Source organism: Acidobacteriaceae bacterium (assembly GCA_035944135.1).
Lineage (GTDB): Bacteria > Acidobacteriota > Terriglobia > Terriglobales > Acidobacteriaceae > Granulicella.
The window spans coordinates 1-23,854 of sequence record DASZBM010000003.1; the positions used below are offsets into that span (position 1 = coordinate 1).

Below are 23,854 nucleotides of genomic sequence, written 5' to 3' on the forward strand. Positions count from 1 at the left end.
AGCTTCCTGCCCAAGCCCGTCACCGGCGTGAATGGCTCGGGCATGCACACCAACGTGTCGGTCACCAAGGACGGCAAGAACATCTTCTGGGATCCCAACGGTCTCGAGAAGGTCTCCGGCTTCGCTTGGGACTTCGTCGACCGCATCCTCTCGGCCGGCAACGACATCTGCCTGCTGCTGAACGCTTCGGTCAACGCCTATCGCCGTCTCGACCCGCACTTCGAGGCACCGAACCAGATCATGGCTTCGCCGGTCGACCGTGGCTCCATGGTTCGCATCCCCATCGGCAACGAGAAGTCGGCGCGCGTCGAGGTTCGTTCCGTCGGCCCGGACGCCAATCCATACCTGGTGATGCTCTCGGTCTTCAAGACGGGCCTCACCGGCAAGATCGCGCAGATCCCCAACCTGCGCCAGGCCAAGCGCTATCTGCCGGACAACATCTACACCGCGCTCGACGACTTCCGCAACTCCGAGTGGACGACCGCTCTGCTCGGCGCCGACGTGAAGGCGCGTTACGCCGACCTCAAGCAGGGCTCAGCGGACCGCTGCCCGCGCCTGCTTGGAACCATCGTCAAGGGCTGCGAAGTCCAGTTCCATCACGACGTCTACAACCAGCTCCTCTGGGGCCAGTTCTAAACCCCTGAAAACCGCATCTCAACGGAGAGACCGGATCGTTCGGTCTCTCCGTTTTTATGCCCGGATTTCGGTGATTTATGCCGAAAATTCTTGGTTTTCACGGTTCAGGACGTTACCATAGAGTTACCCAAACCCACTGGAGGCAGCATGGCTATACCCAAGTCCCCCACCTCGACAGAGAAGAAGCCCAGCACCCGCAAGGCTCCGGCACGCAAAACGACCGCAAAGGTCGAGGCGGCCCCTGTCGTCGAAAAGCACATCGAAAACCATCACATCGAAAATCATATAGACAAGCACATCCCAAGCTATGAGGAGATCGCCCGTCTCGCCGAGCAGTACTGGGTCGAGCGCGGCCGTCCGTTCGGTTCGCCGGAAGTCGATTGGCTCCGCGCCGTGGAAACTCTGCAGGCAGCTTAAAGATTTCGCGCGGCGCAGCCCCATCGCGCCGCGTATCAACTTCTTCCGTGCCGGATTCCTGGTTACCAGAAGTCTATTGACGCCAAAACGACTCTGCCTCATGCTCCACATCACAGGTCTCCCTCCTGCTTGATGGAGCGGTAAGACTGAGGTCGTCCTTCTGTGGCGCAGTACGAAAGCTCTCCCCTCCTCATTCCCTTTACAGCTCTTGGCGTTCTTCTAGCGATCGGCCTTGTTGTCGGCGGTCTTCTGCTTGGCACTCGCATTCGCGACTTCAAGCGTGCCGACCGCTACGTCGAAGTCAAAGGCCTCGTCGAGCGCACGGTCAAGTCCGACAGCGCCACTTGGCCTATCAGTTTCAGCGAGGCCGGAGACAGCCTGCCAACGGTCTTCGCTGCCAGCGAGAAGGACAAGGCAGCCGTTATCGCGTTCCTGCAGGCGCAGGGCTTCTCGCCCGCCGACGTGACCCTCGGCAGCATCTCGGTCACGGACCGCTCCACCCAGCAGTTCAATAACAACAACCATGGTCCGCGTTTTGTGGTCGACCAAACCATCACGGTCCAGAGCAACGATGTCGATAAAGTCGCCGCCGCAAACAGCCATACCGCGGATCTCATTCGAGCTGGAATCGTCATCCAGTCCGGCGGTAACGGCATCGGCGGCGGCGGTGGCGGCGTCATTTACAAATTCAACGGCCTGAACGCCCTCAAGCCGGACATGATCACGGAGGCGACGCGCAACGCCCGCGCCTCAGCCGACCGCTTCGCTGCCGACTCGGGCTCGCAGGTCGGAGCCATCCGCAGCGCGGAACAGGGGGTCTTCTCAATCTCAGCCGCCAATGCCGGCTCGAGCACGGGAGATGACGGCGGCTTCGATCAGCAGGCAGACTCCAGCATCATGAAAAAGGTTCGTGTCGTTTCGACGATCGATTACTACCTCGTGAACTGACGCCGTCCGCCGACTTATCAAGCCCGCACGGTTATCGCGCACCCGCGTTGCCATTCGTTCCGCCGCTTTGTTAGCTTGACCAAATCCCCGAAATTCCCCGAGGAGCCAGCTCATGCAGACCAGCTACAACGGCATCGCCGTCCCCAGCGACGGCAAGGCAATCCAGTACGCCGACGGCAAGTACACTGTCCCCGACAACCCCATCATCCCGTTCATCGAGGGCGACGGCACCGGCCGCGACATCTGGAAGGCATCGCAGCGCGTCTTCGACGCCGCCGTTGAAAAGGCCTACGGCGGCAAGCGCAAGGTCGCGTGGTATGAGGTCCTCGCCGGCGAAAAGGCCTTCCGCCAGACAAAGAACTGGCTGCCAGATGACACCGTCAAGGCGACGGTCGACTTCCGCGTCTCCATCAAGGGTCCGCTGACCACGCCGGTAGGCGGAGGGATCCGCTCGCTCAACGTCGCCCTGCGCCAGCTCATGGACCTCTACCAGTGCATTCGCCCGGTCAAGTACTACGCTGGCGTGCCCAGCCCCGTGAAAGCGCCCGAAAAACTCGACGTCGTTATCTTCCGCGAGAACACCGAGGACATCTACGCCGGCATCGAGTTCCGCGAGGGGACCCCCGAAGCCGAAAAATTCATCTTCTTCGTCAACAACGAGATGCTCCAGGGCACCAAGAAGAAAATCCGCGCCGACTCCGGCGTTGGCGTCAAGCCCATCTCCATCACCGGCTCCAAGCGCCTCGTCCGCGCCGCCATCCAGAGCGCCATCGACACCAACCGCAAGGTCGTTACGCTCGTCCACAAGGGCAACATCCAGAAGTTCACCGAGGGCGCGTTCCGCGAGTGGGGATACGAGGTCGCCACGCAGGAGTTCCGCGACCAGACCATCACCGAGCGCGAGAGCTGGATCCTTGGCAACCTGGAGCAGAACCCCAACCTCACGCCCGAAGAGAACGCCGCCCTCGTCGAGCCCGGCATCGAGTTCGCGCCCAAGGAGTTCGGCGATTCCATCGTCAAGGAAGTAAAAGACGTCATCGCGGCCATCGGCAAGTCGCATGGCAACGGCCAGTGGAAGAAGAAGATTCTCGTCAACGATCGCATCGCCGACTCCATCTTCCAGCAAATCATCATCCGCCCCAGCGACTACTCCGTCCTCGCCACCACCAACCTCAACGGCGACTACATCTCCGACGCCGCAGCCGCGCAGGTCGGCGGCCTTGGCATCGCACCCGGCGCCAACATCGGCGACGGTTACGCTGTCTTCGAAGCCACCCACGGCACCGCACCCAAGTACGCCGACAAGGACGTCATCAACCCCGGGTCTGTCATGCTCTCCGGCGTCATGATGTTCGACTTCCTCGGCTGGCACGAAGCCGCGCGCCTCATCGAGAACTCGATGGAGAAAACCATCCAGCAGAAGTTCGTCACGTATGATTTCGAGCGCCAGATGCAGGGAGCGACCAAGGTCAAGACCAGCGAGTTCGCCACCCGCATGATCGAAAACATGGGCTGACGCTATCGGACCATGCGAGGAAGAAAGCGAGGCAGCGATGATTACTGGCGGCAACGCAACTCTCTATGTCTCGAGCGTGAGCGCCTCGGTGAAGTTCTACACCGAGGTGCTTGCGCTCAAACTTATTGCGCACTACGACGAACACTGGGCGACTGTCCGTGCCGGTGAAACCCTGACCCTTGGCCTGGACCCTCGCGGCAACAATGGCCCGCCAGGCGCAAAGGGCACCATCGAGATTGGCCTCGAAATCGACGAGCCAATCGGCAACGCCGTCCAGCGCCTCACCGCCGCTGGCGTCCGCTTCGACGGCGAAGTGAAGCGCACACCCAACGGCAACTTCGTCTCCTTCCACGACCCGGATGGCAACCCGTTGTACCTCTGGGAAACCGTGAAGTGGGATTGAGCGAGGATAGGGAACGCACCTTTGTGGAATAGATCGTCAGTTGGGTGTCAGTTAGGATTCGCTTGATTTCCTAAAGCGGGTGACCCTGTCGCGCATGGATCGTAACGAATTAGCGCACCGACATTTGCTTTCCCTCATTTCTAGGAAGAGATCCCAAGACTGGGGTTCCCGTATCTCCGCAAAACTTTCTCGCAGATCGAGAGGTCATTCGCTCACTGGTTCTCGCGAAGGAAGCTATCGGTGGAGTTCGAAGGCGTCCGGCTCAAGCCGTCGAGGAGCTTCCAAGGGCTGGCAAGCCGTGGACACAGAGCGAAGACCAACAGCTTCAGTCGGCTTTTGCCGCTGGGGCCTCGCTCATGGATCTTCAGAGCGCCCACGGCCGATCCGACGGTGGCATTTTGTCTCGACTGGTGCGATTAGGCTTAGTGAACTCTAGAGATGAAGCGATAGCTATGTTCAATAAAGATTCGGCTTGACGAGGTCGCAAGTCAGCGGCTGTTCAATAAATCAGGCGGTTCAGGCGGGTTCGGGCATACCAACAGCTCGGGCCCGTTGTTCTTTGCATTGCCCACCGCTGGATTGCACGGCGCCGCCTGCATCTCGTCCGACTCATACGGCCGCAGCAGATCCACGGGCAGATGCGACACCTCGCCGCGCTGCAGCCAGCGATCGTAATCCCGCGGGTGCAGAATCACCGGCATGCGATCGTGAACCTCTGCTGCAAGCTCATTCGCCGTCGTCGTGATGATCGCAAAGGTCTGCAGCCACTCGCCGTTGCTCGGGTCCTTCCACGCATCCCACAGCCCCGCAAACGCGAACGGCTGGCCTTTGGTGAGCGTGTAGACAAACGGCCGCTTCGTCTTTTTATCGATCTTCTGCCACTCGTAAAACCCATCCGCAGGCACTAAGCAACGCCGCTTCTCAAACGGCCGCCGCCACAGCGCCCGCTCCTGCACGTTCTCCGCACGCGCATTGATCGTCGAAAACCCCTTGAACTCATCCGCCGACTTCGCAAACCAGGGAATCAGTCCCCACCGCATCATCACCACCTCGCGCTCGCCAGTATCGCGATTCAGCCGAACCACCGGCTGAAAGGTCGTCGGCGCGACGTTGTAATCCGGCGGCAGCACAAAGTTCTCCGGCAGCTGTCCCAGGTGAAACGCCTCCGCGATCCGCTGCTTGTCACTTCGCCGCAGATATCTCCCACACATACATCCAGCATGCCAGCAAACTCGATCTCGCGTCCGTTCATCGCACAAGCGCGACGCTCACCGCCTTCCGCGGCTATCATTGGAAGAGTCTCGAAACACCACTCCGAAGGACCTCATTCATGCGTAAAAAAGTGACCATCGTAGGCGCCGGAAACGTAGGCGCGACCGCCGCACACTGGATCGCCGCGAAGGAGCTCGCTGACGTAGTCCTCATCGACGTCGTCGAAGGCGTGCCGCAGGGCAAGGGGCTCGACCTCCTCGAAGCCATGCCCATCGAAAAGCGCGACTGCCGCATCACCGGCACCAACGACTACGCCGACACCGCGAACTCGGACATCATCGTCATCACCGCCGGCATCGCCCGCAAACCCGGCATGAGCCGCGACGACCTGCTCAACACCAACTTCAAGATCATGTCCGACGTGGTCTCGAAGGCCGTCGCCGCCTCGCCCAACGCCATACTGATCATCGTCTCTAATCCGCTCGACGCCATGGCGCAGACCGCGTTCAAGCAGGCCAAGCTCCCGCGCGAGCGCGTCATCGGCATGGCCGGCGTACTCGACTCCGCGCGCTTCCGCACCTTCATCGCCGAAGAGTTGAACGTCTCCGTCGAAAACGTCACCGCCTTCGTCCTCGGCGGCCACGGCGACACCATGGTGCCGCTCTCGCGCTACTCCACGGTCGCGGGCATCCCCATCACCGAACTCATCGAGCCCGCGCGCCTCAAAGAGCTCGAGACCCGCACCGCCAACGGTGGCGCCGAGATCGTCAAGCACCTCAAGACCGGCTCCGCCTACTACGCTCCCTCTGCCGCTGCAGTCGAGATGGTCGAAGCCATCCTCAAGGACAAGAAAAAGATCCTTCCTTGCGCCGCATACCTGCAGGGTGAATATGGCATCAACGGCCTCTACGTCGGCGTTCCGTGCAAGCTCGGCGCCAAGGGCCTCGAGCAGATCATCCAGATCAAGCTCACGCCGGAAGAGCAGGCAGCCCTCAATAAATCCGCCGACGCCGTCAAAGAACTCTGCACCGTCATTGGCGTCGCGTAACCCACGAAGCACTCGATGGCGGCCGGAGTGCTTCACAATCGCGCTCCGGCCCGCATCGACTATGGGGACGGCTTGAACACGAGAGACAAGGCGCAGGGAAAGCAGGAGTTCTTTGGTGTGCAGTCGTTGCGAGCCGTCGCCGCGCTTCTGGTTGTGGCGGGCCATTCCACTGATTTCCTGCTAAGTCAGAATGGCTGGGTGCCAGGCTCGCTCTCGTGGCTTCACGGCCCGGCTGGTGTTGACATCTTCTTCGTGATTAGCGGTTTTGTGATGATGATTTCTTCACAGCGCCTTATCACACGCGCTCATCCCAGCCGTCTCTTTCTATGGCGAAGGATCATCCGCATCGTTCCGCTCTATTGGCTGCTGACCCTCGCCCGCGTGGTCATTGTCTCCATTAAGCCAAGCCTAAGTCTGCACGCGCACTCCGGACCATGGAACATTGTGTCCTCGTTCCTCTTCATTCCCTCGCGCGCCAGCTACGGAGAAATCCGCCCAGTCATCTCCGTCGGCTGGACACTAAACTTCGAGATGTTTTTCTATCTCGTATTCGCCGTCAGTTTGGCCTATGGACGTCGCATGATGCGCGTACTTGTTCCCGCCATGCTGGTGGTGTCCATCGTCGGCGTCTTCCGCATGGAAGCGTGGCCTGCGTGGACTGCGCTTGCCGATCCAATCGTCTTGGAATTTCTTGCCGGTGTTGGTCTCGCAGTCCTGACGATGCGTTCCCTGAAGCACTCCAAAATGCCGCTCTCCAAAGTGGCGGCCGTTGCAGGTCTCGTAGCAGGGTTCGCGGGTCTCTTCCTTCTCGTACCTGGCGCAGGTCCAATTTTTCGCCCGGCAACGTGGGGCATCTCAGCCTTGCTCATAGTGTCCGCTGTCGTGTCTCTTGAGCCGGTGCTTGCGAAAAAACTTCCGCCGTGGCTGCTCCTGCTTGGTGACGCCTCGTATTCTATCTACCTCGTTCAAACGTTCATCTTTCCTGTAATTCACATCATTATCGGGCGAGTACGCCCCGCATTTGTACAGCAGCAACCTGTTGAAGCTGGCGTGCTCATGATGATCCTTTCCATCATCGCCACCTCCATCGCCGGAGTCCTGATCTATCGGTTGATTGAAAGGCCGATCACCACGGCTCTTCGCCAGCGCGTCGGTGTCCAACAGCCCGTCCCTGTAGCGCCAGCATGAAGACACGGTTCGCCGCCACTCTCGGACTCTCGCTGACAGTCATTGCGCCGCTGTTGTCTCTCTTCTTTATCTTCCACGCCCGTCCGCTGCCGTCCTTCGGAGACTATGTCGAATGGACTTATCACGGCGTTCTCCTGCGCGATCTGCTGAGCGGACATCCCCAGCCCGCCTACTTACTCAAGCACTATCCCGTGCCCAACAGCCTGACCACCGTTGGGCTTGGGATTCTCATGCTCGTATTGCCCTGGAAGCTCGCCGCCAAAGTGTGGCTCGTCTGCGAGATTGTTCTCGGCATCCTCAGCGCGTTTGCCCTGCAGAGAGCAGCCCGGAGTGAAGCCAGTTGGCACCTTCCTGTCTTTATCTCCGCCGTGGTTCTCGGTCTCAACTTCTGGGCAGGCTTCACAAACTTCATGTTCGGTTTGTACTTCGCCATGCTCCTTTGCTCTCTGCTCCTCAAGGAATCAGAGAGTCGCTGGAAATACGGGTTGCTGCTGACATTGGCTTTCTTCAGTCATCTCATCCCGTGCGCCTTTGCCACCCTCGCCTTGTTCCTCTATGCGGTCGATCGCCGGCGCTTGCGGCTGCTTTGGCAGATTTGGCCGGTCTTGCTACTCACTGCAGGCTACTTCGTTGGGAAGCTCCTGCACGGCAATGTCGACGCGCACGCTGGAATGGTTGCGTCCGTCTCGGCGAGGTCGCCGGCGTTTGTTGCATTCAAGATCAACACGTTCCTCAAGGGTTGGGGCTTTATCAATCCTGCGCTGGGGCCGAGCGACTCCGTCCTTCTGAAGCTCGCGGGCAGCAAGATCTTTATATTGTTGTTTGCTGCCAATGCAGTCGTTGCGTTAGCGATGTTTCTTCTGCTCTCAAATCGCGGTACGAATTCTCTCAAGACACACGATCAGCAGCGCTTCCTCTGGCACGCCATCATTATTTTCTTCGGCTGCGCACTGTTGATGCCCGGCGCGGCGGCCGGCATATCCGATCCAGGAGCGCGCATGATGCAGATCGCCGTGTGGCCAGGCATCCTGCTCCTCACCACGCGCAGCCGATGGGCGTCCTCTGCGATCCTCTTTTGCGCCGCCCTCCTTCTCGCCGCAAACGTTTCGCTGATCGCGCTGGTCGCAAACCATCCGCCCCAAGGCGGTTTACAAAGCGGTTTGCAGCCGCATATCCGGGAATTCGCTCACGTCTACTATGCCGATCGCTGGGGCTTCTGCGACGTCGTAGACCGCGGCGTCATGAACCGCAACATCTATCCCACGGCAATATTCCTGAAAAGGTAGGCGCCGCATAGCCTACAGCTATCGCTTACTCAGGCATCATCCTGGAACCGTCCGTCGGTGCTCCTCTAGTGACGGAATTCCACGCCGCGCCCCAGCACCACCACAAACAGCGCCACGATCACCATCGCTGTTACCCACAGCACGCGCGAGGGCTTCACAATCAGCGGCTGCTCTACATTGAACTTCGGCAGAAACACGTCCGCCCACAGCAGTCCCGAGAAGCCCCCAAACACAGCCGGAATTGTCGAGATCAGCAGCAGCTTCACTCCCATCGGGTCGAGCGCTCCTGCGATGCAGTCCGTCGCACACGCGGCGCAATATGCCAGCCGCGCCAGCGTGTTGTAATCGCGGCGCCTCGTCAGGAATGGGTGTATCTCCATCGCAATCAGCCGCAGAAAGCTGACGTACAGCAAGACTCCGAAGATTGCCATGAGGATCCGAAATCCGACATAGTGCGGCAAGCCCGCAATCACTTGCTCCCAATCGCCCACTCCCAGCGCGCCTGAAAACAGGAAGTACCCCGCGCCCGAGAGCAGATTCAGCGCCCCGAAGATCCAGAAAAAGTACCTCTGGTTGGCGCGCCTTCCCGATGCGATCGAGATCATCATCGAAACAACTCCGACAACCAGATTCGCAATCGTTCCGCCAGCATCCACCAGCCTATCGGGCCTCACACTCGAGAGATGATTGCTCGTCAACTCCGTCACTACGTCGCCACGCAACCACGCCGTCACGCCATGCCCGACGCCCTCGTGCAGCGTGGTCGCGAGGCACACGGCAATCGCCGCCATACTCACAACGGATGCCCTGCTATGCTGCGCTTCCATGCTGACCAATGTACTTGGTGTCGCGGTTCTATGAACCGCTGTTCATCGCTCTGTGGCACCATAGTGAGCATGAATTCGCCTGTGGCGCGCATGGGCCGCTGGATGTGCTTTTTCCTGACAGCCCTGATTGTTCTCGCGCTGGCGCCGACTCGTCTGCAGGCACAGGGGCCGCCGTATCAAACCGATGATCCGGTTCCCGTCGACTTTCAGCACTATGAGTTCTATATTTTCGGTGCGGCCGACGGCACGCCGGTGGAGATGGACTCGACCGGTCCGGCGTTCGAGTTCAATTGGGGTGCGCTCCCTCGACTTCAGATCCACGGAATACTCTCTTGGGGTTCTATTAATCCGTCCAACAAGACTGTCTACGCACCGGCAGGCACGGGCCCTAGCGCATTTGGCCTGATCGATACGGAGCTGGGAACGAAGGTAGCCTTCATCAAAGAGTCTCCTCATGTCCCGCAGATTGGAACCTTTCCGATGTATGAGCTTCCGACCGGCAGCTATGACCGTGGCCTTGGTGTAGGCAAGGCGTGGTTCAAGATTCCCATCTGGCTGCAAAAGAACAAAGGCGACTGGCTGTTCGACGGCGGAGTCGGATACGTAGTCGTTCCCCAGACCGATTACAGAAACTACTGGTATACAGGCTGGCTTATTAAACGCAAACTCAGCGAACGATTGGAACTCGGTGCTGAAGTCTTCGGGCATCAGAAGGAGGGATTTGCAACGGCGCAGACGGAGGGTTCCACCCTGATCGATGTCGGCGGTTACTACCACTTCAAGAAACACCCGGGAGAACAATTCCTGTTTTGTTATGGGCATTCCATTGCCGGGCAGACGGAGAACTATGCGTACCTTGGTATGTACTGGACCTGGGGCAAAGGCCCCGAAGACAAAGACAAAGACACGAAGTCCGACACTAACCAACAACTCTTCCGCAGCATGATGCCTTAGCCACTCAAAACATGGAAATCACTCTCCGCAGCGTACTCACGATTATTCACGGCATGGGATTCGGCGCGCTCTTTCTGCTCGCCTTCTCCGGCGCCTTTTTTGAGCTCGTGCGCATCGGGCAGGGAAGCGGGTCCCCGGCGAACGAACGAGCCGTGCGCCTCTACCTGCTGGCGATGACCATCCTTGCCTGGCTGACCGTGCTCACTGGCGCGTACATCATCTATCCCTGGTATCGCGCCGTTGCTCCTCCCGGTGCCGATCTCGCGAGTTATCCGCAGGCTTTTCTCAAGTCCCAGCCCACCACCATCGGCTGGCACTCGCTCGGCATGGAGTGGAAGGAACACGTTGCCTGGATCGCCCCCATCGCGATCACCATGGTCACGGCCGTTTTCTTTCACTATGGACGTCAGCTTCGCAACCATCTCCCTCTCCGGCGTGCCGTCCTTGTCTTCGTGGCCGTTGCATTTTTCGCGGCGGCCATCGCCGGCTTCTCCGGCGCCATGATCAACAAATACGCGCCCGTCCAGGGCGGACACCTCTTCCATCTCCTCCGCGGAGCATGACCTTGCACCATCCCTCGTCCACGAACGAACTCGACCCCACGCTTCCCAACGGCTTCGGCGCCGCCGCAATTCTCGCTGCGGGCATTGGCTGCTTTTCGCTCGGTGTGCTCACCGTTGCCGGCGACGCATCAAAGTCCTTCGCACGCCATCTGATCCTCTACACGCGCACCGGCCCGCTCTCCGGAGTCACCACAGCCGCGATCGCAATCTGGCTTCTTGCGTGGATTCTGCTCTGGTCCCGCTGGCGCACTCGCGAGGTCGCGCTCCGTCCCATCCTCGTAGGCGCATTCGTCCTGCTCGCGCTGTCTCTGCTTCTCACCTTTCCACCCATCATCGAGCTCTTTTGAAGACAAAAAGACCCGCTCAGCCGAGCGGGTCTTTCGTGCAGATCATCTGGAACTAAGAGCGTTCGATCGTCACGCTCTCCAATACCACCGGCTTCTTCGGCCGGTCCATCGAGTCGCGCGGCACCTTGCTGATCTTCTCCACCACGTCATAGCCTTCCGTCACTTCGCCGAAGATCGTGTGCTTGCCGGTCAACCAGCTCGTATCGGTCACGGTGATGAAGAACTGCGAGCCATTTGTATTCGGTCCCGCATTCGCCATCGCCAGCTTGCCGGGCTGCTTGAAGTTGTGCGGCGAGCGCTTTGTCTCATCGGCGAACTTATAGCCCGGCCCGCCCATTCCATTGCCTTCCGGGTCGCCGCCCTGGATCATGAACTCAGGAATCACACGATGAAAGATCGTGCCATCGTACAGCTTCGGGCCCTTCTTCGAGCGCGAGTTCCATTCTTTCGTTCCCTCTGCGAGTTCGGTGAAATTCTTCACCGTCTCCGGCGCCTCCTGCTCAAACAGCTTGCACTTGATCGTTCCCTCTGAGGTCTTGAACACAGCAGTTGTAGCCATCACGTCTCCTTATCGAACTTTGTTGTTTTGTTTTTCTTGTTGTCATTCCGACCCTGAGCGGAGTCGAGGGGGAGGAACCTGCTTTCATGAGATGCCCGCATGCCCTAATGCTGTGTCGCGCCCGCTGGTGGCGCAGCCTGCGCTGCCGCAGGATCCGGCGGAATCGGTTGCCCGTCCGGCACAATCGTCACCTTGTTGACCACCACTGGCGTCACCGGCTTGTCCTCCGAGTCTCGCTCCACACGTGCAATCGTTGCCACGATCAGCACCGAGTGCGTGTCGCACTGCCCGAAGATCGTGTGTTTCCCATTCAACTCCGGTACCGCCTTTTCTGTGATGAAAAACTGCGAGCCATTCGTGTTCGGTCCTGCATTCGCCATCGCCAACCTTCCCGGCACATCAAACCGCAGCGACGGCGAAAACTCATCCTCGAAGAAATAGCCAGCGTCGCCGGCCCCGGTTCCCAGCCTGTCGCCGCCTTGAATCATGAACTCCGGAATCACGCGATGAAACGTCGTGCCGTCGTAGAACGGTTTGCCCGTCACCTTTTGCTGCGTCACCGGGTCCGTCCACGCCTTCGTTCCCGTCGCCAGCCCGACAAAGTTATCTACCGTCTTCGGCGCTTCCTTCGCAAACAGCTTGCACGTCAGCCGTCCCATCGTCGTATCGAAGATCACAGTCGGCCCCGTGGGAACCGCCGGCGGAGCCTCCTGGGCTACCGTCGATGGAGCATCCGGCAACTGTGTCGGTGTGCTCGATTGTGTCTGCGCCAGTCCTCCGATGCTGCACATCGTCAGACCGGCAACTCCCAGCGTCCGTAACGAAAATCCAGTCAAACTCATTCAGTTACAGGCTACTCCGTCTTCACTCGGGTGCGCAAAACGCTTACTCCGCCGCGTCCTGCACCGCATCCATCACACGCAGCAGATTCTCTCCGAGAATCTTCCGCATCTGCGCGCTCGTATACCCGCGCTGCATCAGCGACTCATAAATCTTCGGCAAATCCGCCGCGCTCTCCAGCCCTTCCGGCAAAATTCCAAATCCATCAAAGTCCGTCCCGATCCCTACATGGTCGATGCCCGCAACCTTCGCCACATGATCGATGTGGTCCACCACCCGCTCAAACGACGGGCGCTTCAGCGTCCCCGCACGCGCTGCAAAAAACTCGCGATCCGCCTTCAGCGCAACAGAGTAGGGAACTGGCTCACCGCGCTCGCGATACTTAGCCGCAGCCTTCTCCGTCAGCGCTTCACGTTCCGGCGACGTCGCACTCCACGCCTCGCGCCACGCATCATCCACAAACGACGCGTAGAAGTTCACCATCACGATCCCATCGCTCGTTGCCACGGCCCGCAACTGCTCATCCGTCAGATTCCGTGGTGCGCTCGCCAGCGCCCGCGCACTCGAGTGCGACGCAATCACCGGCGCATGTGTCGTCTCCAACACATCCCAGAACGTCTTGTCCGAAACGTGGCTCACATCCACCATCATCCCCAGCCGATTCATCTCGCGTACTACAACGCGCCCAAACTGGGTCAGCCCGTTGTGATGCGCCACACTCGCATTGTCGATATCGCCCGAACTATCCGCCCACTCATTCGAGTTCGCCCACGTCAGCGTCATGTACCGCACGCCGAGCCGGTGATAGATCCGCAGCAGCGCCAGGCTGTTTTCAATCGAGTGCCCTCCTTCGATCCCCAGCAGCACGCAAAACTTCCCGTCCGCATGCGCCCGCCGCACATCCTCCGCGCACAATCCCAGCGCCAGTTCCTGCGGATGCCTCCGCAACTGCTCGTACACGCCGTCGATCAACTCGAGTGTGCGACGCGCATATCTTCCGCGCCACTCATCCGGCTGCACCCAGATCGCAAAAAACTCCGCCGACAGCCCTCCCGCCCGCGCAGTCTCAAGGTTCAGGTGCCCGTCGCTCAGCGGCCCATCAAACTCCCATCTTTCATCGACGAACCGTTGCGGCGTGTCCGCATGTCCATCGATCACGATCGCGTCCTTCAACTCTTCAGGCAGCAGCAACGTTCTCCTCTCGCACTTCACCGTCCGCGCTACCGCTCAACTCCGCGCGCAGAATCGCAGCAGCACACACCGCTATGAACACCGCGATGTCGCCATAAATTCTCACCTCTAGTATCTGCCCTACGCACAGCAGCATCAGCACCCAAATCGGCAGCAGGAGCACACACGCCCTCAGCCGCGGCGCCGAGATCAAATCCCTCCGCCAATAAATCCACGGCATCAGAAACGCCGACCCGCTCAAAATCCCCGGCCACAGCACCGGCTTCGCAAGCTTATGCAGATTGCCGATGATGCGTGCTCCCGCCTCCGTCGGATTCCCGGCGTACTTGTGGTGCAGCGCCGCCGTAATCGCGACCCACACAACACAAAGCGCAGCAACCTGCGCCACATCGCGCATCTTCACGGCACGCATCCGCCAGCGTCCCTCGCTCCACACTGCCACCGCCGCGCGCGCCAGGATCAGGAACACCGTCGTCTCGCGGTTCCACGTCGCCACCGCAAACAACAGCAGCAGCCACCAGAATTTGTCCGCCAGCACCAGGTACAGTCCCCAGCCCAGGAACATCATCGACACTGGATCGTACGGAAACGTAAACGGAACGCCCAGGTAGAAGTCGAAGATGAACACAACAATCAACACCGCGAAAGACAGAAGCGGCACCCGCGCCTTCGGCCAGTACATGCGCTCAATCTTGCGCGCCGCCCATACGCTCAGCAGGATCGAACAAAACGTAACCAGCAGAATTACCAGCCGCTCCGGCGAGTTGATTCCAGCGCGCCCGATCGTATGCCTCTGCACAAAGCCGGAATTTCCCGCCCACAGCAGGGGATAGCGCATCAGCTCACGCGCTTGGAAGGGCATCCGCTCCTGCCCCAGCGCATACTTCCGCAGGTCCAAATATGGTGACGGCTCAATGGTATAAAGCTGTGCAACAAAGCCAGCCACAAAAAATACGATGATGCACGAGTACCAACCAGCCAACCGGCTGCGTAGCCGCTCTGTGGTCATCGTCTCTGGCCACTCCGCCGCATAAATGCAGTTATCGCGTTACATAGCGCCTTCATCCTCCTCACCGTACCATAGCGACCGCCGCGGCAACCCCGTCCCGCGGCCCTCCATCTTAACCGGTGAGAGGTGAACACATGGCAAGTGGCTTAGATTCCACCAAAACCGGAGCAAGACCCTCGCATGAAGCGATTGAGTCCAGCGGCGGCCAGGCGACCGACGTAGACACTTCAAAACGCAAGCACATGGACCACGAGGCGATGGAATCCGCAAAGCGCTCCCAGAACCGCATCCACGACAACGAAACCAAGAATCCCGGCAGCTCAGAATTTACGAAGTAGATAGATCCGAACGCAGAAGAAACCCCGCCCGCGCGGGGTTTCTTTTCCTCAGCCTTTCAACCGCGGCCGCCTCTTTACGAGCTCGTCCGCCCGGGAGTACTATTCCGCCAGCAGTACAAAGCCCCGCTTGGCGCGGGGCTTTTTTCTTTGTTCCTCCAGAATCAGATGCCGCGAAGAATCTCTTCACGCGAGACGTTCTTGTGTTCGGCGACCATGCGAATGATCGCACTCAGCGTGCCTGCGCGGAGAGGTTTATGCGCTGGAATCGGCAGCGTTTGCCCCAAGGGAGTCTCTGTTCGCAAAATGATGTGACTTCCCGTTTGCCGCTCTTCCGCATAACTCCACCGACGGATCAAGTGGTCGGCCAAATCGCGACCGTACAAATCACGAGGAACCTTCACGCGACTGCCAGCACCTGCTCAACGTGGAGAAAAAGCCGTATACGCGCCGGCGGCTCAGAGTCATGAAAGTAACCCTTCACCGCATCCAGCACCATGTAGCAGAGCTCATCCCACGAATCGCCTTGGGTCACAATGCTTTCACCGACCGCGACCGCCACGTAGCCGCCGTCCGATTCCTGCGTCACGTTGAAGAGGAGCTCACTCATGCGAACAGACTACTGATCCGGCAACCTCGATTCAAGCCTGATTCGTGAGCTAGTCTTACCGCCGGAACAGATCCTTTACCTGCTGCACGAACGCATCTCTTCCGATATCGCTGATCGCCTCGGTCAGCGGCAACTGCTTTGGACACGCCTGCACGCAGTTTTGCGCAAATCCGCACTCCTGCACGCCGCCGTCACCGGCCAGCGCCCGCAGCCGCTCTTCCTTCAACACCGCGCCTGCCGGATCCATGTTGAACAGCTTCGCCTGCGCAATCGTTGCCGCGCCCACAAAGTTCGTCACGTCGTTGAACTGCGGACAAACCTCCATGCAGATCGTGCACGAGATGCAGTTCGACAGCGGATACCGTTGCTCCTGGATCTGCGGGAACTGCCGCGGCGCCGGGCCCAGGTCATACGTGCCATCGATCGGCACCCAAGCCTTTACGGCCTTCAAATTCTCGAACAGCACACTGCGATCGACCGCAAGATCCCGCACCACTGGAAACTTCGACAGCGGCTCCAGCGTGATCGTGCCGCGGCCATCGGCGCCCAGCAGCTTGTCCACCAGCGCCGAGCACGCCATCATCGCCTTGCCATTGATCCGCATCGCACAACTTCCGCAGATCTCCTCGAGGCAGTTCGAGTCATAGCTCACCGGCGTCGTTGGCTTGCCATCCGCCGTCGTGGGATTCAGCGCAATCTCACCCAGCACCGACGTGATATTCATCCCCGGCCGATAGGGAATCGCGAACGTCTCATCTTTCGCGGGCGCGTCGGGCGTCGCCTGCCGCTTCACCTTCACCGTGAACGTGCGTCCCGTAGCCGTTGGAGTCGCCGTCGTTACTTCAGCCGTCGCGCCTGCTGCCATTTCTGTGATCCTCTCTTGCATGAACCTCACCCGACCCTTCGGTCACCGGGTGCTTGCCCTTATCCCGAACCTTCTGGCGCTTTCCGTCAATCCACGCGCCGTACAGCACAATCAACCCATAAAACCCTACCGCCACAACCGCCAGCACGATCCCCACGACCGTCGTGCTCAAGTGTGGATGCGCCATCGCTTCATTTCCTCCACCGCTGCCGCCTGCCTCCACGCGCCTGATAAAACAACCGTCCCACCGTAGCCGCAACAACCAACACCACCACGACGACCTCTTCGGTGTGTGTCATGCGCCCTCCTTCGCGGCTCCGGCTACATCAATGCCGGTGGTGCAGACGAGCCTGATGCTCCGCCTCTGTCCCTGCCGCAATCCCTTCCTCGGTCCCGTAGTGCTGATGCGTGCTGCCCTCAAGCTCCTGTGTCCGGTGCTTGATGCGCAGGTTGTACCAGATCATGTAGCTGACCACCGCAACAAAAACGATGACCAAAAGGACGTAAACCACTCGAGTAAGCGCTTCAGGTCCGAACATGATTGCCTTAGATGGCGGTCTCCACCGCCAGGGCTGGGTCGAATCCTCAGAGGTCTACGCGCCGCACCTAAGCTGTAGCGTCGTACCTCCGCGGTCTCGGCGGAATAAACTGCGTGTCGACCTCCTCCCACTCAAACGCCGGTGCGCCATTGCGGAAGAAAGCCTTGGTCGTCTTCAAAAACCTCTCATCATTGCGTTCCGGGAAGTCCGGCTTATAGTGCGCGCCGCGGCTCTCATCGCGCAGCTTCGCTCCCTGCACCACCACGCGGCTCAGCTCGAGCATATTCCACAGCTGCCGCGCGAACGCAAAGCTCGTATTCGCCCACTGGCTCTTGTCCGCCAGGTTCACATTGCGGAACCGGTCCATCAGCTCCACAATCTTTGCGTCCGCTTCCTCGAGCCCCTTGTTGTACCGGATGATCGTCGCGTGCCGCGTCATCGTATCGCCCAGCTCGCGCCATATCCTGAACGGATTCTCATTCCCGGAGTTATTCAGCAGCCGCGAGTTCATCTCAATCTGCCGCTGCTTCTCCGCCGCATGGCCCCCATCGCCGGTCTGCGGAGCCAGCCCCTTGGCATACGCCATCGCATTCGGCCCGGCCACAAACCCGCCGTAGATGCAGCTCAGCAGGGAATTCGCGCCCAGCCGGTTCGCTCCATGAATCGAATAATCCGCCTCGCCCGCCGCATAAATCCCCGGCACATTCGTCATCTGGTTGAAGTCCACCCACAGGCCGCCCATCGTGTAGTGCATGCCCGGGAAGATCTTCATCGGCACCTCGCGCGGGTCGTCGCCGACAAACTTCTCGTAGATCTCCAGAATCCCTTCCAGCTTCCTGTCCAGCGTCGCGCGATCGATGTGCGTCAGGTCCAGGTACACCATCGGCTGCCCATCGATCCCCATCCCAAACTCGTACACCACGCGATGAATCGCTCGCGTCGCCACATCACGAGGCACCAGATTCCCGTACTTCGGATACCACTCCTCCAGGAAGTACCAGCGCTCGCCCTCAGGAATCGACTTCGCCTCACGCTTGTCGTTCTTATCCTTCGGCACCCACACGCGCCCGCCCTCACCGCGCGCGCTCTCGCTCATCAGCCGCAGCTTGTCCTCACCGGGGATGGCGGTAGGATGCACCTGGATGAACTCGCCATTCGCATACGCCGCGCCCTGCTGATACAGCGCCGCCTGCGCACTCCCCGTGCACACGACGGAGTTGGTGCTCTTCCCAAAAATCGCCCCAATGCCACCCGTGCACACGATGATCGCGTCCGCCGGGAACGTCCGCACCTCCATCGTGCGCAGGTCCATCGCACAAATTCCGCGGCACGCACCCTTCTCATCCAGCACGGCGGAGAGGAACTCCCACCCCTCGTACTTCTGCACCTTGCCTTCGCTCTCGTAGCGACGCACCTGCTCATCCAGCGCATACAGCAGCTGCTGCCCCGTCGTCGCTCCCGCAAACGCCGTCCGGTGATACAGCGTCCCGCCGAACCGCCGAAAATCCAGCAAGCCCTCGGGCGTCCGGTTGAACGGCACGCCCATGCGGTCCAGCAGGTCGATAATCGCCGGTCCCATCTCGCACATCTGCTTCACCGGCGTCTGGTTGGCAAGGAAGTCGCCGCCATACACCGTGTCGTCAAAGTGCTTCCACGTGCTGTCGCCCTCGCCCTTCAGGTTCTTGGCCGAGTTGATGCCGCCCTGCGCGCACACCGAGTGCGACCGCTTCACCGGCACAATCGAAAACAAATCGACCTTACCACCCGCCTCGGCGATCTTGATGACGGCCGCCAGCCCCGCCAGCCCGCCTCCAACAACGATGATCCTTGGTGTTGCTGCTGCCATTCAGTACCTCGATCTAATCGGAGAAGCGTGCAAAGAGTTCGCCTAGCGCGCCTTCATCTCGCATAAAGCCATCAACCTTGAAGATCTCCACTTCTACATGTCCGTCAACGAAGAATTCGACCTCCCATCGCTCGCCCGGTGCTGCAATTTCCACCATCACCGTCTCCGGCCGGTGGTCCGATAGCCGATAGTGAATCTTCGCGTCTCTAAGCCGCTCAAGAAATGAAGTGAGCTTGTGCAGGGACGCTGCGTCGGCCATCTCACTGCACCCCGCCCGGCTGCTGCGGATTCACAACCTCGATCCTTGGTGTTTCTGCTGCCATTCTTCAGTTCCTCATTGAAGCAAATTCGTGCCGCTCTCGTTCGCAGTTACAGCGGTATATCTTTCCAGCTTTCAGGTTTGATATCCGGGTGCCCCTCATAGAGCGGCCCCATCACATCCAATACCAAAGCGCCTAGTACCGTCCCGACAGCGTTTCGATACCTCTTCAAATCTTCTGCGGGACCTTCTGCTTCAACAACTCCGACCGTATTCTCTAATTCCTTGAAGACTTTGAGACAGACGTCGCTAACCTTCTTTGCGACGGTATCGTTAGCAAGTCGCAGTGGCGCCATTCACTGCACCCCGCCCGGCGCATGCGCCGAAACCAACACCGCCGCCACAATAAGCAGGCATGCCGTCATAAGCGATCCCGGATACACCCACCGCAAACTGCTATACGGCTGAAGCAACCTGTATGCGCTCCATATCCGCCGATCCTTATAGTTCGGCCACCACCACAGCGACATACTGGGCATCAGGCGTTCTCCACCCGGCAGAGCCAGCCGATTGATCTCCCGCACCATCTTGACGACCGACCATTTGCCGACGCACACGCAAACAAGCGCGATCGCCAGCGCGGAATAGATCAGCGCATGCATGATCACTGCACCCCGCCCGGCTGCTGCGGATTCACACTCCCCGGCGGCGGCGCCGTCGGAGTCGGCATCACCACACCCGCAGGCTGCTCCGGCATCACATCCTCCGGCGCATTCGGATACTTCCAAACAACAGCGTAGATCGCGATCAACCCCATAAAGCAGAGTGCAGCCCCGCCCGCGGCGCACACATACCCGAACTTCTTCCGCGCGCTATTGCCCGGCGTAATGCCCCACTTCGCCGCGAACAGCCACACGCCATACGCAAAGTGCCAGCACGTCGCCACCATCGCGATCACATAGAACGCCAGGATCCAGGGGTTCGACAGCTCATGCTGCACCTTCGCAAATGCCGCGCCCGGATGCGTCGGCAGATGCACCCCCGCAAACCGCTGCGTCCACACGTGGTAGCCGATGTACACCAGCGCAATCAGCCCCGTGATCCGCTGCGTAAAGTACCCCCAGTTACCCGCCCACGGATACACATTCACATTGCTGCGCCCGCGCAGCCAGATATAGACGCCATACAGCGCGTGATACAGCAGCGGAATGAAGATGAACGTCCACTCCAGCACCCGCACCAGCGGCAGCCCATTCAGAAACTTCACCTGCTGCGCGTAGGCCAGCGGCCCGTTCCAAGTCTCGAAGTTCGAAACGATGTGCTCGACGAGAAACGCGCCAATCGGCACAATCCCGGTCAGCGAGTGCAGCCGCCTCCAGAAGAAGCTATGGCCCTCGCCCGCGCGCAACGGCTGGACGCCACGCCGCTTTCCACTCTTCTCACTCAGGTCGGGCGGTGCTGTCGGAGCAGCTGCGGCCATTCTTTTCTCCTCGGCAATCTCAGCGAAGACTAAACCTCGCCTATCGAAGCAAATCGATTCTTCCACCCCCAAAAACACAGGGTCAAGCAATCCAACACTCCATCAACCGATTACCGCCCACTTTGTGCGAAATTGTGCAGTTCCTCTCCAGGGTGTTCGCACCTGCGATTCTTCATCAGCCGTCATCCTGAGCCGTAGGCGAAGGACCTCTGTATTTTGCTCTTGGCTTCGCAGGGTGCCGGGTGCCCCATTCATGACGACGGGCCGGGGTCCCCGGCGAGCTTGCTCGCTGGGGTGGCAGCCTCTTCGTCGTCATGAGTGGGCTCGAACACTCTTCAACTGACTCAACAACTCCCTGAACGCATTCCCCCGATGACTCACCCGCCACTTCTCCTCTTTCGACAACTCCGCCAGCGTCTTCCCCATCTCCGGCACCAGAAACAGCGGATCATACCCAAACCCATCCGTTCCCCTGGGCTCCTCCAACACCACGCCCTCGACCTCACCCCGCGCCCGCAGCACCGCCGCGCCATCCCGCGCCAGCACCAGCGCACACACAAACCGCGCCCCGCGCTCGCTCGCGATCACTCCACCGTCAGGCTCCAACTCCCGCTCCAAATCGCGCAATAACGACAACAACGCGCGATTGTTCCGCTCATCCTTCGATCCCTGCCCCATCTCAAACCCCAGATCATCCGCAAACCGCGCCGACCTCACCCCCGGCTGCCCACCCAGCGCATCCACCTCCAGCCCCGAGTCATCCGCGAACACCATTAACCCCGGCGCCAGCTTTGAATAAGCCACCGCCTTCAACTCCGCATTCCCCTCGAACGTCGCCGCATCCTCCACCGGTTCCGGCTTGCCTTCAATCCCCGGCAGCACCAGCACCTCCACACCCTGCTCCCCCGCACACTCCCGGAACTCCCTCAGCTTCCCCTCATTGGTCGTCGCCGCATAGATCGTCATCCCTCCACCCTAAACCTGCTGCGCGACCACTGAACCGGGTGCCCCACCCTCGACGCGGTTTCACCGCGGCAGGGTGGTGGTGTCGTTTGCGGTAGCAAACGAGGAGCAACTAGTCGCTCCTCCCATTCCTCCGGCCTCTTCCGGAGCATCTCTTTGCATCGAACTCCTCGGGCCCTCGACGAAACGAAAGGCCTCACGCATGCCTCGAATCATCGCCCTCTTTACACTCCTAGCCCTCACTGCCTGCACGCGCTCCTCGCAACCCTCGGCTCCGCAGACATCACAGCAGCCAACACCCACCGTCAAACCCACGCCACCGACTCCCATTCAAGAGAAAAAAGAAGAACTCGGCAGCTCCAAAACCTGGGATCCCGCCTGGACCGCCTTCATCGAAAAGTCGCTCCCGGCCGATCTCCTCTCCGCGCAGGCCGCCCACGCTGTCCGCCCCTACTGCCCGCGTTTCGCCGAGCTTTCTGACACTGACAAGCGCGCCTTCTGGGCCTATACCTTCCAGGCCATCGCTGCCGCCGAAGCCGGCCTCAACCCCACCGCCGACGTCCACCACACCGCCGCGCCCGTCAACAAAGTCGACCCCGAAACCCATCGGCTCTCGCGTCAGGAAGGCCTCCTCCAGGTCAAGTACGACGACGCCAAGCGCTACAACTGCCCCTTCGACTACGAAGCGGACCGCCGCTTGCCCGAAAAAGACCCCAACCGCACCATCCTCCAGCCCGACCGCAACCTATCCTGCGGCTTCCTCATCATGCAGGACCAAATCATTGCCCACGACCATCCACTCGTCACCCGCGACAGCTACTGGGCCACCCTCCAGCCCGGCACCGCCGGCTACCGCGTCTTTCGCAAACAGATGGTCAACGTCCCAGCCGATTGCGGCGTTCATGAGCGTACTCACGCACCCTCCCATGTCCGCCGAAAAAAGTGACCCCCCACCCGTTAACTACCCTACTTTGAAGACTTTACCGGTAAACTACACATTCCAGAGACTTTACCGAGATGTTCGCCTTAAAGTCCAAGCCTAACTGCCTTGCTTTGAAGACTTTGCGCAAATATCAGGGGGAGGCGGTACCCCGCGTAGCATGAAAACATGAAGGTCCACACCGAGTACCTGACGTTCAACACCCGCGAGCGATACGAGATGGTTCACATTACTCCGCAGGTCGACGCGATCGTCCGCAAATCCGGCGTCGACGACGGCCTCTGCTTCGTCTCGCCCATGCACATTACCGCCGCCATCTACGTCAACGACAACGAGTCCGGCCTCATCGAGGACATCGGCAAGTGGCTCGAGAAGCTGGCTCCCCGCAAGCCCGATTACAAGCACCACCAGACCGGCGAAGACAACGCCGACGCCCACCTCAAAGCCCTTCTGCTCCACCACGAGACAACGCTGCCAGTCACCAACGGCCGGCTCGACCTGGGCACCTGGCAGCGCATTTTTTACGCGGAGTTCGACGGTCAGCGCTCAAAGCGCGTGATCGTCAAAGTTCTCGGCAAAGGCAGAGACGAGTAACTACTTCAGGTGAATCTCGCGGACGAGCTCCGCCGAGACTACCTCAGAGCTCTCCGAGCCCAGCTTCGACCACTCGGCACGTTTTTCCGGACTCCCATACACCTTGTCCGTCACCGCCGCCGCTCCCTGCGCCGCAGCATCGACGGCCGCCAGGTCCTTATAGCTGATCACGAGAACCACGTCGTACTTGTCCGGCCCGATGTATTCGGTCGAGTGCAGGAAGTAGAAGTCCTGGATGAGTCCCGCATCTTTCTCCGCTCCAAGAACCTTTGGCGCGAAACTCAGCCACTTATAGAAATCTGCCGTTTTTCCCGGAAGAATCCGATATTTTATGACCCGCCTGACCCCGCCATTGCTGAAGTACTGCTGAGAGAACGTTGCGCTGCCAGTTCCGATCAACGCAAGGACACACAAAACGCGCAAAAGTGCACGCATAGGAATTCCTCCTGATGCTTGATTGGCAAACTCTGATTTGATGG

At 59.8% G+C, this 23,854-nt stretch carries 32 protein-coding genes; 14 read left to right on the forward strand and 18 right to left on the reverse strand.

Annotated features, from left to right (window positions below; genetic code table 11):
- From VGU25_09645 to VGU25_09665, 5 genes are all read left to right on the forward strand, one after another.
- On the forward strand, positions 1-636 hold a 636-nt coding region (locus VGU25_09645), incomplete at its 5' end, for a glutamine synthetase (GenBank protein HEV2577460.1).
- Between the two features lie 147 nt (positions 637-783).
- A complete protein-coding gene (locus VGU25_09650) occupies positions 784-1,053 on the forward strand; it encodes a DUF2934 domain-containing protein (protein HEV2577461.1) in 270 nt (89 codons plus the stop codon).
- 162 nt (positions 1,054-1,215) lie between these two features.
- Positions 1,216-2,001, forward strand: a complete 786-nt coding sequence (locus VGU25_09655; protein ID HEV2577462.1) for an SIMPL domain-containing protein — start codon at positions 1,216-1,218, stop codon at positions 1,999-2,001.
- A gap of 112 nt (positions 2,002-2,113) precedes the next feature.
- The gene (locus VGU25_09660; protein HEV2577463.1) at positions 2,114-3,517 is read left to right on the forward strand and encodes an NADP-dependent isocitrate dehydrogenase; all 1,404 of its coding nucleotides are present in this window, start codon (positions 2,114-2,116) and stop codon (positions 3,515-3,517) included.
- A gap of 37 nt (positions 3,518-3,554) precedes the next feature.
- Positions 3,555-3,920 carry a VOC family protein gene (locus tag VGU25_09665; protein HEV2577464.1) on the forward strand — a complete coding sequence of 122 codons (366 nt, stop codon included), beginning with the start codon at positions 3,555-3,557 and terminating at the stop codon, positions 3,918-3,920.
- 488 nt (positions 3,921-4,408) lie between these two features.
- Here VGU25_09665 and VGU25_09670 read toward each other — a convergent pair whose 3' ends face one another.
- Positions 4,409-5,131 (reverse strand): SOS response-associated peptidase, encoded by a 723-nt coding sequence (locus tag VGU25_09670; GenBank protein HEV2577465.1) that lies wholly within the window; start codon positions 5,129-5,131, stop codon positions 4,409-4,411.
- 119 nt (positions 5,132-5,250) lie between these two features.
- On the opposite strand from VGU25_09670, the gene mdh reads away from it, so the two are divergent.
- Genes mdh through VGU25_09685 form a run of 3 tightly spaced genes read left to right on the forward strand, consistent with a single transcriptional unit; the run spans position 5,251 to position 8,654 of the window.
- Complete coding sequence (gene mdh / locus VGU25_09675; protein ID HEV2577466.1) at positions 5,251-6,180, forward strand: malate dehydrogenase; 930 nt, start codon at positions 5,251-5,253, stop codon at positions 6,178-6,180.
- 15 nt (positions 6,181-6,195) lie between these two features.
- A complete protein-coding gene (locus VGU25_09680; GenBank protein HEV2577467.1) occupies positions 6,196-7,368 on the forward strand; it encodes an acyltransferase in 1,173 nt (390 codons plus the stop codon).
- The gene (locus VGU25_09685) at positions 7,365-8,654 is read left to right on the forward strand and encodes a hypothetical protein (GenBank protein HEV2577468.1); all 1,290 of its coding nucleotides are present in this window, start codon (positions 7,365-7,367) and stop codon (positions 8,652-8,654) included. Before VGU25_09680 ends, VGU25_09685 begins: the two co-directional genes overlap by 4 nt.
- 65 nt (positions 8,655-8,719) lie before the next feature.
- On the opposite strand, the gene VGU25_09690 is transcribed toward VGU25_09685, so the two are convergent.
- A complete protein-coding gene (locus VGU25_09690) occupies positions 8,720-9,481 on the reverse strand; it encodes a hypothetical protein (protein ID HEV2577469.1) in 762 nt (253 codons plus the stop codon).
- 69 nt (positions 9,482-9,550) lie between these two features.
- Here VGU25_09690 and VGU25_09695 point away from each other — a divergent pair, with 69 nt between their 5' ends.
- Genes VGU25_09695 through VGU25_09705 form a run of 3 tightly spaced genes read left to right on the forward strand, consistent with a single transcriptional unit; the run spans position 9,551 to position 11,345 of the window.
- Positions 9,551-10,435 (forward strand): transporter, encoded by an 885-nt coding sequence (locus VGU25_09695; GenBank protein HEV2577470.1) that lies wholly within the window; start codon positions 9,551-9,553, stop codon positions 10,433-10,435.
- A gap of 11 nt (positions 10,436-10,446) precedes the next feature.
- Positions 10,447-10,998: a hypothetical protein gene (locus VGU25_09700; protein HEV2577471.1), complete on the forward strand. Its 552-nt coding sequence runs from the start codon at positions 10,447-10,449 to the stop codon at positions 10,996-10,998.
- A 2-nt stretch (positions 10,999-11,000) separates the two neighbouring features.
- Positions 11,001-11,345, forward strand: a complete 345-nt coding sequence (locus VGU25_09705) for a hypothetical protein (protein HEV2577472.1) — start codon at positions 11,001-11,003, stop codon at positions 11,343-11,345.
- Between the two features lie 52 nt (positions 11,346-11,397).
- Here the strand turns inward: VGU25_09705 and VGU25_09710 are convergent, their stop codons facing one another.
- The 4 genes from VGU25_09710 to VGU25_09725 form a co-directional block, all read right to left on the reverse strand.
- The gene (locus VGU25_09710; GenBank protein ID HEV2577473.1) at positions 11,398-11,904 is read right to left on the reverse strand and encodes a peptidylprolyl isomerase; all 507 of its coding nucleotides are present in this window, start codon (positions 11,902-11,904) and stop codon (positions 11,398-11,400) included.
- Between the two features lie 104 nt (positions 11,905-12,008).
- Positions 12,009-12,746, reverse strand: a complete 738-nt coding sequence (locus tag VGU25_09715; GenBank protein HEV2577474.1) for a peptidylprolyl isomerase — start codon at positions 12,744-12,746, stop codon at positions 12,009-12,011.
- A gap of 43 nt (positions 12,747-12,789) precedes the next feature.
- Positions 12,790-13,935, reverse strand: a complete 1,146-nt coding sequence (locus VGU25_09720; protein ID HEV2577475.1) for a dipeptidase — start codon at positions 13,933-13,935, stop codon at positions 12,790-12,792.
- Positions 13,922-14,944 carry a hypothetical protein gene (locus VGU25_09725; protein ID HEV2577476.1) on the reverse strand — a complete coding sequence of 341 codons (1,023 nt, stop codon included), beginning with the start codon at positions 14,942-14,944 and terminating at the stop codon, positions 13,922-13,924. Before VGU25_09725 ends, VGU25_09720 begins: the two co-directional genes overlap by 14 nt.
- 134 nt (positions 14,945-15,078) lie before the next feature.
- Between VGU25_09725 and VGU25_09730 the strand changes: the two genes are divergently transcribed.
- On the forward strand, positions 15,079-15,282 hold the full coding sequence (locus tag VGU25_09730) for a hypothetical protein (protein HEV2577477.1): 204 nt from the start codon (positions 15,079-15,081) through the stop codon (positions 15,280-15,282).
- A 161-nt stretch (positions 15,283-15,443) separates the two neighbouring features.
- Here the strand turns inward: VGU25_09730 and VGU25_09735 are convergent, their stop codons facing one another.
- The 11 genes from VGU25_09735 to rdgB form a co-directional block, all read right to left on the reverse strand.
- On the reverse strand, positions 15,444-15,683 hold the full coding sequence (locus tag VGU25_09735) for a type II toxin-antitoxin system HicA family toxin (GenBank protein HEV2577478.1): 240 nt from the start codon (positions 15,681-15,683) through the stop codon (positions 15,444-15,446).
- A complete protein-coding gene (locus tag VGU25_09740) occupies positions 15,680-15,889 on the reverse strand; it encodes a 2-phospho-L-lactate guanylyltransferase (GenBank protein HEV2577479.1) in 210 nt (69 codons plus the stop codon). The genes VGU25_09735 and VGU25_09740 overlap by 4 nt, the downstream gene beginning before the upstream one ends.
- Positions 15,890-15,944: 55 nt before the next feature.
- Positions 15,945-16,754, reverse strand: coding sequence for a succinate dehydrogenase iron-sulfur subunit (sdhB, locus tag VGU25_09745; protein HEV2577480.1), 810 nt, complete (start codon positions 16,752-16,754; stop codon positions 15,945-15,947).
- On the reverse strand, positions 16,732-16,941 hold the full coding sequence (locus VGU25_09750; protein HEV2577481.1) for a hypothetical protein: 210 nt from the start codon (positions 16,939-16,941) through the stop codon (positions 16,732-16,734). The genes sdhB and VGU25_09750 overlap by 23 nt, the downstream gene beginning before the upstream one ends.
- Positions 16,942-17,080: 139 nt before the next feature.
- Positions 17,081-17,293 carry a hypothetical protein gene (locus VGU25_09755; protein HEV2577482.1) on the reverse strand — a complete coding sequence of 71 codons (213 nt, stop codon included), beginning with the start codon at positions 17,291-17,293 and terminating at the stop codon, positions 17,081-17,083.
- Between the two features lie 67 nt (positions 17,294-17,360).
- Positions 17,361-19,139, reverse strand: a complete 1,779-nt coding sequence (sdhA, locus tag VGU25_09760) for a succinate dehydrogenase flavoprotein subunit (protein HEV2577483.1) — start codon at positions 19,137-19,139, stop codon at positions 17,361-17,363.
- A gap of 13 nt (positions 19,140-19,152) precedes the next feature.
- Positions 19,153-19,398 carry a hypothetical protein gene (locus VGU25_09765; protein ID HEV2577484.1) on the reverse strand — a complete coding sequence of 82 codons (246 nt, stop codon included), beginning with the start codon at positions 19,396-19,398 and terminating at the stop codon, positions 19,153-19,155.
- A gap of 110 nt (positions 19,399-19,508) precedes the next feature.
- Positions 19,509-19,754, reverse strand: a complete 246-nt coding sequence (locus VGU25_09770; protein HEV2577485.1) for a hypothetical protein — start codon at positions 19,752-19,754, stop codon at positions 19,509-19,511.
- Entirely contained in the window at positions 19,755-20,060 is a 306-nt protein-coding gene (locus tag VGU25_09775; protein ID HEV2577486.1) for a hypothetical protein, read from the reverse strand.
- A gap of 2 nt (positions 20,061-20,062) precedes the next feature.
- Complete coding sequence (locus VGU25_09780; GenBank protein ID HEV2577487.1) at positions 20,063-20,878, reverse strand: succinate dehydrogenase; 816 nt, start codon at positions 20,876-20,878, stop codon at positions 20,063-20,065.
- A gap of 312 nt (positions 20,879-21,190) precedes the next feature.
- Positions 21,191-21,844 (reverse strand): RdgB/HAM1 family non-canonical purine NTP pyrophosphatase, encoded by a 654-nt coding sequence (gene rdgB / locus VGU25_09785; GenBank protein ID HEV2577488.1) that lies wholly within the window; start codon positions 21,842-21,844, stop codon positions 21,191-21,193.
- A gap of 199 nt (positions 21,845-22,043) precedes the next feature.
- Between rdgB and VGU25_09790 the strand changes: the two genes are divergently transcribed.
- The gene (locus VGU25_09790; GenBank protein ID HEV2577489.1) at positions 22,044-22,787 is read left to right on the forward strand and encodes a hypothetical protein; all 744 of its coding nucleotides are present in this window, start codon (positions 22,044-22,046) and stop codon (positions 22,785-22,787) included.
- A 162-nt stretch (positions 22,788-22,949) separates the two neighbouring features.
- Positions 22,950-23,375, forward strand: coding sequence for a secondary thiamine-phosphate synthase enzyme YjbQ (locus VGU25_09795; GenBank protein ID HEV2577490.1), 426 nt, complete (start codon positions 22,950-22,952; stop codon positions 23,373-23,375).
- On the opposite strand, the gene VGU25_09800 is transcribed toward VGU25_09795, so the two are convergent.
- A complete protein-coding gene (locus VGU25_09800) occupies positions 23,376-23,810 on the reverse strand; it encodes a hypothetical protein (protein HEV2577491.1) in 435 nt (144 codons plus the stop codon).
- Positions 23,811-23,854: the final 44 nt, after the last annotated feature.

Bases quoted from the DNA above. Each gene is read 5' to 3' on its own strand.
- VGU25_09650 (HEV2577461.1), top strand. From the start codon at position 784: ATGGCTATACCCAAGTCCCCCACCTCGACAGAGAAGAAGCCCAGCACC.
- VGU25_09660 (HEV2577463.1), top strand. From the start codon at position 2,114: ATGCAGACCAGCTACAACGGCATCGCCGTCCCCAGCGACGGCAAGGCA.
- VGU25_09665 (HEV2577464.1), top strand. From the start codon at position 3,555: ATGATTACTGGCGGCAACGCAACTCTCTATGTCTCGAGCGTGAGCGCC.
- VGU25_09670 (HEV2577465.1), bottom strand. From the start codon at position 5,131: ATGTGTGGGAGATATCTGCGGCGAAGTGACAAGCAGCGGATCGCGGAG.
- mdh (HEV2577466.1), top strand. From the start codon at position 5,251: ATGCGTAAAAAAGTGACCATCGTAGGCGCCGGAAACGTAGGCGCGACC.
- VGU25_09680 (HEV2577467.1), top strand. From the start codon at position 6,196: ATGGCGGCCGGAGTGCTTCACAATCGCGCTCCGGCCCGCATCGACTAT.
- VGU25_09685 (HEV2577468.1), top strand. From the start codon at position 7,365: ATGAAGACACGGTTCGCCGCCACTCTCGGACTCTCGCTGACAGTCATT.
- VGU25_09690 (HEV2577469.1), bottom strand. From the start codon at position 9,481: ATGGAAGCGCAGCATAGCAGGGCATCCGTTGTGAGTATGGCGGCGATT.
- VGU25_09695 (HEV2577470.1), top strand. From the start codon at position 9,551: ATGAATTCGCCTGTGGCGCGCATGGGCCGCTGGATGTGCTTTTTCCTG.
- VGU25_09700 (HEV2577471.1), top strand. From the start codon at position 10,447: ATGGAAATCACTCTCCGCAGCGTACTCACGATTATTCACGGCATGGGA.
- VGU25_09710 (HEV2577473.1), bottom strand. From the start codon at position 11,904: ATGGCTACAACTGCTGTGTTCAAGACCTCAGAGGGAACGATCAAGTGC.
- VGU25_09715 (HEV2577474.1), bottom strand. From the start codon at position 12,746: ATGAGTTTGACTGGATTTTCGTTACGGACGCTGGGAGTTGCCGGTCTG.
- VGU25_09725 (HEV2577476.1), bottom strand. From the start codon at position 14,944: ATGACCACAGAGCGGCTACGCAGCCGGTTGGCTGGTTGGTACTCGTGC.
- VGU25_09730 (HEV2577477.1), top strand. From the start codon at position 15,079: ATGGCAAGTGGCTTAGATTCCACCAAAACCGGAGCAAGACCCTCGCAT.
- VGU25_09740 (HEV2577479.1), bottom strand. From the start codon at position 15,889: ATGAGTGAGCTCCTCTTCAACGTGACGCAGGAATCGGACGGCGGCTAC.
- sdhB (HEV2577480.1), bottom strand. From the start codon at position 16,754: ATGGCAGCAGGCGCGACGGCTGAAGTAACGACGGCGACTCCAACGGCT.
- VGU25_09750 (HEV2577481.1), bottom strand. From the start codon at position 16,941: ATGGCGCATCCACACTTGAGCACGACGGTCGTGGGGATCGTGCTGGCG.
- VGU25_09755 (HEV2577482.1), bottom strand. From the start codon at position 17,293: ATGTTCGGACCTGAAGCGCTTACTCGAGTGGTTTACGTCCTTTTGGTC.
- sdhA (HEV2577483.1), bottom strand. From the start codon at position 19,139: ATGGCAGCAGCAACACCAAGGATCATCGTTGTTGGAGGCGGGCTGGCG.
- VGU25_09765 (HEV2577484.1), bottom strand. From the start codon at position 19,398: ATGGCCGACGCAGCGTCCCTGCACAAGCTCACTTCATTTCTTGAGCGG.
- VGU25_09770 (HEV2577485.1), bottom strand. From the start codon at position 19,754: ATGGCGCCACTGCGACTTGCTAACGATACCGTCGCAAAGAAGGTTAGC.
- VGU25_09775 (HEV2577486.1), bottom strand. From the start codon at position 20,060: ATGCATGCGCTGATCTATTCCGCGCTGGCGATCGCGCTTGTTTGCGTG.
- VGU25_09780 (HEV2577487.1), bottom strand. From the start codon at position 20,878: ATGGCCGCAGCTGCTCCGACAGCACCGCCCGACCTGAGTGAGAAGAGT.
- rdgB (HEV2577488.1), bottom strand. From the start codon at position 21,844: ATGACGATCTATGCGGCGACGACCAATGAGGGGAAGCTGAGGGAGTTC.
- VGU25_09790 (HEV2577489.1), top strand. From the start codon at position 22,044: ATGCCTCGAATCATCGCCCTCTTTACACTCCTAGCCCTCACTGCCTGC.
- VGU25_09795 (HEV2577490.1), top strand. From the start codon at position 22,950: ATGAAGGTCCACACCGAGTACCTGACGTTCAACACCCGCGAGCGATAC.
- VGU25_09800 (HEV2577491.1), bottom strand. From the start codon at position 23,810: ATGCGTGCACTTTTGCGCGTTTTGTGTGTCCTTGCGTTGATCGGAACT.